This window comes from Microcoleus sp. Pol7_A1, assembly GCF_036701085.1.
Taxonomy (GTDB): Bacteria; Cyanobacteriota; Cyanobacteriia; order Cyanobacteriales; family Microcoleaceae; genus Microcoleus; species Microcoleus asticus.
Window position 1 is genome coordinate 1 of the sequence record NZ_JAUBQD010000160.1, and the last position, 1,483, is coordinate 1,483.

Sequence of the window (1,483 nt, forward strand, 5' to 3'; positions counted from 1 at the left end):
CATCGATCGCACCTATGAATTACGCACTTGATTTAGCTAAATACTTAATCTTATCATGTTTTAGGTTGAAATTAAGAGGCGTTTACCCTGCCCCAGCAATGATTGATAGAATCGTAGCAGTTGCCCTTAATTTAATGAATCCTAACCATTTAAGAAATTGGTTCACTGATTGTTGCTACTGTACCTCATAACAGCGGAAAACGCTGTATTTATTACCCTCTCTGACCAAGCCATCTATATTAATCATGGATAATCCACCGATTCATCGAAACACAGCCATTCGAGAACTGGTAGAGGAAACGGATCATCAAGTTCTTTTTCTCCCAAAATATTCTCCAGACCTGAAGGATATTGAACACGATTTTAGTGCCTTAAAGCGAGCCAGAATGTATGCTCCTCCTGGCACATCTTTAGATGAACTAATCTGTGCCTACTGCTCAATAGTGTCTCTTTTTTATTTGAAATGACTGGCGTTAGTGAATTAGGATATGATGATTTGAGAGTGCGAGCGCCAAAAAATAACACTTCACAAAACGCAGAGCTTATGCAATGTCCTGAATGTCAGTCAACTCATGTTAATAAAAATGGTCGTAAAAAAGGTAAACAGAATTATATTTGTGTCGATTGTGGCAGACAATTTATAGATTGCTATCAACCTCATAAAGGTTACTCGCTCGGAGGTGAAACGTGAATGCCTCACAATGTATGTCAATGGTCTGGGTTTTCGAGCAATAGAGAGGATTAAAGGGGTGCATCACACAGCATCATAAATTGGGTATAGCTTGTAGGAGAATTGCTGCCTGATGCTTATGAACCAGATACAATTCCCGAAGTTGGAGAACTTGATGAACTCGAAACATTTATTGGTCAAAAAAAATAAAATTTGGCTCTGGACAGCGGTTAATCACTTTCAGCCAGGGATTTTAGGATGGGTGCTGGGCGACCATAGTGCAGCAACTTTTCGACCATTGTGGGAATTAGTCGGTAACTGGAAATGTTATTTTTATGTAACAGATGGATGGCCAGTTTATCCCATGTTTATTCCAGATGGAGACCAAATTGTCTGTAAAACTTATATGACCAGAGTAGAGGGCGAAAATACGCGACTACGACATGATGCAAGCACGACTTCATCGCAAGACACTTTGCTATTCTAAGTCGAGAGAGATGCTCAAAAATTCAATTCGCTTACTAATTCATTATCTGGCGTTGCTGAGTTAGAGTATGAATAGGAGGAATAATTTATGCAATGCCCAGAATGTAAATCAACCCATATCCGTAAAAACGGCAAGAAGAAAGGAAAACAGAATCACATTTGTGTCCGATGCGGTCGTCAATTCATTAATCAGTATGAACCCCATCGAGGTTATAGCGAGAGCATCAAACGTGATTGCCTAAAAATGTACCCCACATTCCGCAGGTACCATCGCCTCATCGAAAATTTTTCAAAATATAGGACTTGAAAACAAAAAAAAATGACTCA

3 pseudogenes are annotated in these 1,483 nt (G+C 39.3%); all 3 read left to right on the forward strand.

What is annotated here, in order from left to right:
- Positions 1-200 precede the first annotated feature (200 nt).
- Positions 201-467, forward strand: a pseudogene (locus tag QUA20_RS31725) (transposase); the annotation flags it as partial.
- Positions 468-544: 77 nt separating this feature from the next.
- A pseudogene (locus QUA20_RS31730) lies at positions 545-1,221 on the forward strand (IS1 family transposase).
- A gap of 23 nt (positions 1,222-1,244) precedes the next feature.
- Positions 1,245-1,406: pseudogene (locus QUA20_RS31735) on the forward strand (IS1/IS1595 family N-terminal zinc-binding domain-containing protein); the annotation flags it as partial.
- Between the last annotated feature and the right edge of the window lie 77 nt (positions 1,407-1,483).